At 35.9% G+C, this 9,005-nt stretch carries 3 protein-coding genes; 1 reads left to right on the top strand and 2 read right to left on the bottom strand.

Annotated features, from left to right (window positions below):
* Positions 1 to 1,493, bottom strand: a 1,493-nt coding sequence (locus tag K322_RS18305; protein ID WP_035331028.1) for a glycoside hydrolase family 95 protein, incomplete at its 3' end; no start/stop codon positions are given.
* 289 nt (positions 1,494 to 1,782) lie between these two features.
* Complete coding sequence (locus K322_RS0101710; protein ID WP_051290552.1) at positions 1,783 to 5,898, bottom strand: hybrid sensor histidine kinase/response regulator; 4,116 nt, start codon at positions 5,896 to 5,898, stop codon at positions 1,783 to 1,785.
* A 284-nt stretch (positions 5,899 to 6,182) separates the two neighbouring features.
* On the opposite strand from K322_RS0101710, the gene K322_RS0101705 reads away from it, so the two are divergent.
* On the top strand, positions 6,183 to 8,987 hold the full coding sequence (locus tag K322_RS0101705) for a TIM-barrel domain-containing protein (RefSeq protein ID WP_260200836.1): 2,805 nt from the start codon (positions 6,183 to 6,185) through the stop codon (positions 8,985 to 8,987).
* Positions 8,988 to 9,005 lie beyond the last annotated feature (18 nt).

Below are 9,005 nucleotides of genomic sequence, written 5' to 3'. Positions count from 1 at the left end.
AGATAGCCATTATTGGGGTCTTCTATCAGCATATCCTCAAAAAATAAGGCTGCACCCTTCATTACAGGATATACCGATGCCAAATATTTTTTATCTTTTGTATATTCATAATGTTGCCATAAGTGTTGGCAAAGCCAGGCTCCTGCCGTATTGGTTGCTCCCCAAGCCGGATCTTCAGCCGGAGAGGTAAATCCCCAGATATTACCTAGTATATGAGTAACCCATCCACGGCTGTTATAATATATTTTGGCTGTTTTTTCACCCGGAATAACTAATGATTTGATGTATTCGGTCAATGGTAAATGCAGATCGGAAAGATTGCCCGTTTCTGCTCCCCAGAAGTTCATTTGCAAATTGATATTAAGATGATAATCTCCATTCCACGGAGTGGCAATTTGCGGAGCCCATAAACCTTGCAGGTTAGGAGGTAACCCACCTTTGCGGGTAGAAGATATCAAAAGGTATCTTCCGTATTGCATATAAAGCCCTATCAGGTCAAAGTCAGATTTGTCTTTTTCAAAAGCATATAATCGTTTATCGATCGGTAGTCCCGAATTTTGATTTTTATCTAACGTTAGATCTACCCGGTCAAACCATTTTTTATACTCTTGTATATGTTGTTCCCGTAGGTTTGAGTATGATTTATTGTCATTTTTTAGTAGTTTAAGATTCGTTGCAGTCGGATTGTTATTCTTATAGTTGGTTGCTAATGATATATATATAAGAACCTCGTCTGCACCTGATATTTCTATACTCCCGTCATGAGTAGTCAGTCTTCCTCCTTTATTTATGATTTTGGCTTGTCCTTCATATTTCATGCCTGAATCTTTATTTGTGGCATTCATTTGTCCTGATATATAGAGGGTATTTCCGGTTGCATATGTTTGAAATCGTTCATCTCTGAACATCGAAATATTTAATGATATAGCTTTTTTCTGATCGGCAGTAAGCCGTATAATTCCTATATCATCGGTAAAAGATGTAAAATATTCACGTGTATAGCTGATATTGCCTTTACTATAAGTTGTAGTTGATATGGCGTTGCTTATATCAAGAGTACGTCTATAATCTTTTACGGTTGCTGCCGAATCGGGATATTTGAAATCAATAGAAAGATTTCCGAAGTTCTGAAAATTACCGAACGCCGCATTATCTTCTCCACCTCTGCCTTTACAGGTGAATGTTTTGTACATCAACTGTTGTGCTTCTTTATTTTTACCTGAAAAAAGAAGGTCTCTTATTTCTCCAAGGTATTTATATGCATCGGGGTTATCGGCATCTTGTTTACTTCCTGCCCATAATGATATTTCATTCAGAACGATTCTTTCGTTGTTTATACCTGCCCAGGGCATCATCCCGATACGTCCGTTTCCTAGAGGAACGGATTCTTCCCAGATAGATGCTGGCTTATCGAAATAGTATAGCCATTGATTTGAAGCAGATGTTCCAAACGAACATAATAATATAAATAAACATATAAGATTATATCTCATAATAATGTGTTGGTATTTATTGTAAATGACAGAAAGTATTTAATGACACATTTTAAAGCGATAACCTGCTCTTGCTGTTATGCTTGCAAAGTTCAATAAATAGGTCTGAGACCTTAATCTCATTCCGAGATTTATTTCATGGATTTAAGGTCTTGAGACCGGCTTATATCTGTAAAGCAAAAATATTACATTTATAGGTGAATATCTTTGCTTACTGTTTCTCTTGTAGGGCTTCTTTTCCTAAATAAGGGGGTAATATGTAAACTAAAGGGTGTTTATTTGTTTTGCATTACTCTTTCGTGAATCTTTTCTTGTATTCATTCGGAGTTAATCCAAATTCTTCCTTAAAGTACTTTCGGAAATACTTAGGGTCATTAAAACCTACCTGAAATGCCACTTCGTTGACAAACATTTGGCTTTTTTCGAGTAAGGTCGCCGCCCGTTTCAATCGGATAAATCGGATAAACTCGGATGGAGATTTATCTGTCAATGCCAAGATCTTTTTATAAAAATAAACACGACTCATAGCCATTTCACGGCAAAGGTCTTCGACCAGAAATTCGGTATTATCCATATTGGTCTCAACAATGGATATGGCTTTTTTTACAAACTTTTCGTCCATTGTCATCACTTCTATCTCACTGGGAGATATATCTATCTTCTTTTTAAAGGTCGAATGCTTATTTTTTTGTTTTTCGATTATCTTGGATATTTTCAGAGTCAGCATTTCAAGATTAAATGGTTTGGATATATAATCATCTGCTCCGGCTTCTATACCCGAATATTGATTCTCTTGAGACGATTTTGCTGTTAATAGAATAACAGGAATGTGAGATGTACGTATATCTTCTTTTATTTTCCGGCAGAATTCATATCCATCCATTACAGGCATCATGACATCACAAAGAATGATATCCGGTAATTGTTCCAATACCTTTTGATACGCCTCCTCTCCATTATTTGCTGTGATTATTTGGTAGTCTTTCGAAAATAAGCTCCTCATAAATTCCCTGAAATCTTCGTTGTCATCCACAACCAGCAAGATGGGCATAGATGTATTGTGTGTATTTGTTGCATCGTCACGGAGTAATTCCATATCCTCGGTGTTTTCTTCGACAGAATAAATAACATCCTGATTCTTGAGTTTTTTATAAGATGAATTTTGAATAGGGATATGTATTGTGAATGCAGAACCTTTGTCTTCTTCACTTTCTACAAATATTTCGCCGTGATGCAGCTTTACATATTCACTGACCAGATGCAGACCCACCCCTGTACCAGGAAGACTCTTATGGCTTTGATTCTCCACTCTGTAGAAACGGTCAAATATTTTATTTAAGTCATTTTTTGGTATTCCTATCCCTGTATCGGAAACTTTAATGCTAAGTTGTTTGATGTTTTCCTTATCAACTAATTCCATAATGCCCACGCTTACATCCACATGTCCCGAATCGGTATATTTGAAAGCATTTGAAAGCAGATTTACTAATACTTTATTTAATTTCTCGACATCAAAATCCATACGAAGCTCTTCCAGATAGGTTGTGAATGTTAGTTTTATGGATTTATCCGCAGCCAATGATGAGAATTTCTGGCATACATTTCTGGTAAATGATATTATATCTCCGGAAGTGAGATTCAGGCTCATTTTTTTCATGTCGAGCTTTCTGAAATCCAGAATTTCATTAACCATATCCAGAAGGTTTAAAGCATTCCGTTTCATGATTGTCAGGAGAGTTTTCTGTTCTTCTGTACAAGGTTCTTTTAACAATTTGTCAAGCGGTGTGAGTATTAATGTAATAGGTGTCTTGAATTCGTGACTGATGTTGGTAAAGAACCGAAACTTTAATTCATCTACTTCGTGGATCTTATTTGCTTCCAGAATTTTTTGAGTTTGCTTAAATTCTATTTTCTGCTGATTCAGCTTGTATTGAATAAATTTTCGCAGAATCACCAGAAATATTAAAGAGTAAATGAGATAAGCCCACCATGTAAGCCAGAAGGGCGGGTGTACAATGATTTTCATCACTAATGGATCAGAAGCCCATACACCATCATCATTACTTCCGTAGACGATTAGTTTGTATGTACCCGGATTAAGATTCGAATAGGACGCTGCCCCGATACCATCTTTGATGTCAGTCCATTTAGTGTCAATGCCTTCCAGCATATACCTGTAATGATTCTTCTCCGGATGAATGTAGTTGAGAGATGAAAATAATAAGGTAAAGTTAGTTTCGTCGTAATTAAGCTCAATCTGGTCGAGATCAGTGATTGCTTTTTTTATGATTACTCTGTTATTATACTTAATGTCAGGCTTTATTGTTTGATTTGCTATAAGCAGTTCTGTAAATTTAGGGTGAGGAGGTATTTTATTAAATGTGATATTATTGGGATCGAAGCAAATATAACCACTTGTGCTACCAATATAGATAAGTCCGTTTTTGTCTTTGAATATTGAATTCTGGTTAAATATAGAGCTGGGTAATCCGTCTCTGGTATCAAAAAAAGCCAGAGTATAAGTTAGCTTATTATTAGCATATTGACAATATATACAGACAAGTCCGTTACGAGTGCCGGCCCAGATATTTCCATTATTATCTTCTATAAGAGAGACTACTTCATCAGCAGTCAGTTCTTGATGGGATGTAATATAAGTGAATGATTTGGTTTCAGGATTATATATATTTATACCATTATCGGTAGCTAGCCAAACTAATTTACGAGAGTCTTCTATTATATAGTTTATAGCAAGATTTGTGAGAGAATCCACTTGATTGGAAGTGAGTAATGATAGAATTTTTTTATCGTTTTTACCTATTATATTTGCTCCTCTGTCGGTACTTATATAGATATTTTTGTCGGAACTGCGATACATCGAAAGGCTGTAATCCGAAGATAACTGAGGAGTGTTCTGTGTGTTGAAACGCGTGAAAATACTTCGTGATTCATCTAATTTATTGACTCCTCCCCCTAATGTGCCTATCCATAAGTTATTGTCTTCGTCTTCTGATAGGCCATATACGCTTTTTCCCGATATACTGTTTGGATCGTTTTCTTTTATCTGATAACGGGTGAATTTGTTTCCGTCGAAAGAGTTCAACCCTCCCAGAAAGGTACCAACCCATAATACTTGTTTGTGATCTTCGAATATAGATGTTATAATATCTGAGGATATGCTGTTTTGATCAGTCTGAGAATATCTGTAGGTTTGTATTGATTTGGTTTTCTCGTTGTACTTAATTATTCCTCTTCCATTTGTTCCTATCCATAGATTATCGTCCTTATCCTTAAAAAGGCTATTACAATCTAGGGTTTCCGAATCTCTCTTATATATTTCAAATAATGGGGTCTTTTTAAATTTGAATAGATTGGGGTGGTAATAAGATATTCCATTTTTATAGGTTCCTACCCATACAATACCGTCGTCAGAACAATAGGTACTGATAATCGAATTCTGGCTTATGGTGTTGTTGTTATATATGTCATTCTTTAAAACAGTTACACTCTTGTCTCTTTTATTAAAAATATTGAGCCCTCCATGATCGGTCCCTATCCAAAAGAGGCCATTCTGATCCTGATCTATTGACCTGATAAAGTTACTGGATAATTTAATGCTCCCATCCTGATCTAGAAAAGTCCACTGCTTAGTTTTCGGTGAAAAGTAGGCGATACCTTTGTCCCCGATTCCCGGATATAGCCATAAGTCGTTGTCGGAATCGATGAATATCGATTTAATAATGGTTGAATTGTTATGTGTTTGAAAGAATTTATCCTGTAAATCTATCTGATTGGTACTTTTGTCCAGACGCTCTATAAGTCCGTCTTTATGCAGAAACCAGATGTAGTGTTCATTCATCTTTATCCGGGTGATTTCCCCCGTGCTTATATCTGTAGCTTTGTTTGTTTGTTTATACTGAGAGAGCTTTTTATTTTTAATATCGTATTTATACACGCCTTTGTCTTTATAATACGCATAAAAATCTTTGTTTCTATCTATTTCAATCAGATTGGGATTGGAAGGCAAACCCATTTTGCTTAATTCGGGCTCTACGTTGACTATAAATTTTTCGGATTTAGAATTATAAATGAAATAACTCATTCCATTATAGTATAACCACAAATTACCATTCACATCTTCCTGTATATTCGTAAATCGGTCTATTGGCGCACTGTTAACATCATACCTGCTATGTTTAAAAATTTTAAAATTTCGACCGTCATATCTGTTTAACCCGGAGTTTGTTCCAAACCACATAAAACCTTTACTGTCCTTAAATATACATTCGATCTGATTGTTCGATAAACCGTCTGTGTTATTGATATGTAAGAAGTCAAATGATTGAGAATATATATTAATACATAAACCAAACAATAAGGCAACAAGGTAATAAGCTGTTTTCATAGGTCTGTTGGTCACATTTTTTATGATTAGCAAATTTAAATAAAATGTCTAACAATAAACATTTTGTTACTATTTCAGTGCTGTTAAAGAAACATTTCACCCCTATGATAATTCGAAGAGTACCTTCTTTTAAAAACATTCAGTAGAGGTGGTTGGGTATTCTTAACTTAATTTTGCATAGACCAAGTCACAGAGAGTATTTTATTGGCGAATATTAAAAGAAATCTTAAATCTGTGACCTTAAAATCTAAATTATAAATATCATGACGAGACATTTGTTTTTAATGATGGTGTTAGTGCCTTGTTTATTCTTCAGTTGCAAAAGTTCATTCACGAAAACAGAGGATGGAATAGTTGTGAATCTGAAAAATCCACAGCCGGGGAATGCCAAAAGTATTCGACTGCAAGTTATTAATGATGATGTAATAAGGGTTACGGCTACCCCTTCAAATAAATTTTCGGAAAAAAAGAGTTTAATAACTGTATTTCCTTCGACTCAAAAAGAGGGTTGGAGTGTTGATGAAAAAGAAGGCAATGTTTTTCTTAAAACAGCAACAACAATAGCTAATGTATCATTGTCTACCGGAGAGGTTATATTTACCGATCTGAAAGGGAATGTATTATTAGCCGAAAATAAAGGTGGAGGGAAATCTTTCAAGGACATTGAAGTAGAGAGCAAAAAAGCTTATACAATGAGTCAGGTGTTCGAATCACCTGATGATGAATCTTTTTATGGACTTGGACAGCATCAGGCTGATGAGTTTAATTATAAAGGTAAGAACGAAGTGCTTTACCAATATAATACAAAGGTATCAGTGCCTTTTATTATTTCTTCTAAAAATTATGGGATATTATGGGATAATTACTCTTTGACTAAATACGGAGATTCTCGTGATTATGCCAATCTGGATAGTTTTAAGCTTTATAATAAGGATGGTAAAGAAGGTGGATTAACGGCGACATATCTTGTTAATGGAGATGCGAAGCAGGTATTTGTGGAAAGAGACGAAACTAAGATTGATTATGAGAATCTTGAAACAGTAAATAATTTTCCGGAAAATTTCCCATTCAATAATTCGAAAATTATCTGGGAAGGACAGGTTGAAGCAAAAGAATCAGGTGTACACCGTTTTATATTATACTATGCCGGTTATACTAAAGTATATATTAATGACGAAGAGGTTGTTCCCGAAAGATGGCGCACTGCGTGGAATCCCAATAGCTATAAGTTTATCTACAATTTCGAAGCAGGTAAAAAATATAAAATAAGACTCGATTGGCAGCCCGATGGAGGAATTTCTTATGTAAGTCTTAAATTTTTAAGTCCCCGTGCTGATCAGGAACAGAAGAAACTCTCTCTTTGGTCGGAAATGGGAGATGAGATCGACTATTACTTTATCCGAGGAAATAATATGGATGATGTAATCAAAGGTTATCGTCAGGTTACAGGTAAATCGCAGATCATGCCTAAGTGGGCTATGGGATTCTGGCAAAGTAGAGAAAGATATAAAACTCAGGACGAATTATTGTCTGCTGTAAAAGAATACCGAAAAAGAAATATTCCGCTTGATAATATCGTTCTGGATTGGTCGTATTGGCCTCAGAATGCATGGGGTAGTCATGATTTCGATCTTGCTCGTTTTCCGGACGCTAAAGGTATGATCGATAGTGTTCATGCGATGGATGCTCATATAATGATATCGGTATGGCCTAAATTTTATTATACAACAGATAATTACAAAGCTTTCGACAAAGAAGGCTGGATGTATAGACGTGCTGTTCAGGATAGTATTAAAGACTGGATTGCTGCCGGTTATATCGGTTCCTTCTACGATGCGTACAGTGAGGGTGCACGCAAACTTTTCTGGAAGCAGATGAGCGAGAAGTTATATTCTAAAGGTATAGATGCGTGGTGGATGGATGCTTCGGAACCCGATATTCTCTCAAATGCAAGCATGCAATACCGTAAAGAATTAAGTACACCTACGGCTTTGGGTTCATCTACCGAATACTTTAATGCTTATGCTTTAGTAAATGCAATGGCAATATACGATGGGCAACGAGGAGAAAATCCGGACAGCCGTGTATTTCTTTTGACACGTTCGGGGTTTGCAGGTCTGCAAAGATATTCTACCGCAACGTGGAGCGGTGATATAGGTACTCGTTGGGAAGATATGAAATCTCAGATTTCGGCAGGACTTAATTTCGCTATGTCGGGAATCCCTTATTGGACTATGGATATCGGTGGTTTTTGCGTTGAGAAACGTTATGAACAAGCTAAAGAAGGTTCTGAGGATCTGAAAGAATGGCGTGAGTTGAATACCCGCTGGTTCCAATTCGGTGCATTCTGTCCTTTGTTCCGCAGTCATGGACAATATCCTTATCGCGAAATATATAATATCGCACCTGAAGGACATCCAGCTTACAATAGCATGGTACATTATACTAAACTGCGTTATCGCCTTATGCCTTATATATATTCTTTGGCAGGAATGACTTATTTCAATGACTATACAATAATGCGTGCTTTGGTTATGGATTTTACATCGGATGTCAAGACTCATAATATAGGTGATCAGTATATGTTTGGTCCCGACCTTATGGTTGCACCAGTATATAAATATAAAGAAACCAGTCGTGATGTATATTTCCCTAATGGAGCTAACTGGTATAATTTCGATACAAGAGAGTATATACAAGGTAATCAGAGCAAGCATGTTTTCGCTCCATATGAAAGGCTTCCGTTGTTTGTGCGAGAAGGAGCTATTCTGCCTATGGGTAAGGATATTCAGTCCACAAAAGAATCTCAGAACGATATATTACTGCAAATCTATACAGGAACCGATGGCGAGTTTACTCTATATGAGGATGAAGCCACAAATTATAACTATGAGAAAGGTAAGTATTCGACTATTAAAATTAATTACAATGAGAAAACAAAAACAGTAACTATTAATGATGTTCAGGGAAAATTTGAAGGAATGCCAACTTCCCGCAAATTTGATATCGAATGGATATCTAAAGATGGACAAAAACACCCTGTAAAAACAGTAACATATACAGGCAAAAAACTTTCTATAACCATGTAAGCAATGAAAAACTTAAAA

The sequence above is a fragment of the Indolivaga capnocytophagoides DSM 22835 genome (genome assembly GCF_000426485.1).
Taxonomy (GTDB): Bacteria; Bacteroidota; Bacteroidia; order Bacteroidales; family Dysgonomonadaceae; genus Dysgonomonas_A; species Dysgonomonas_A capnocytophagoides.
Note: the sequence above shows the minus strand (reverse complement) of the source record. Positions and strands in the feature narration are given on the sequence as shown.

Coding starts and splice junctions, on each gene's coding strand:
- K322_RS0101710 (WP_051290552.1), bottom strand. CDS start 5,898: ATGAAAACAGCTTATTACCTTGTTGCCTTATTGTTTGGTTTATGTATT.
- K322_RS0101705 (WP_260200836.1), top strand. CDS start 6,183: ATGATGGTGTTAGTGCCTTGTTTATTCTTCAGTTGCAAAAGTTCATTC.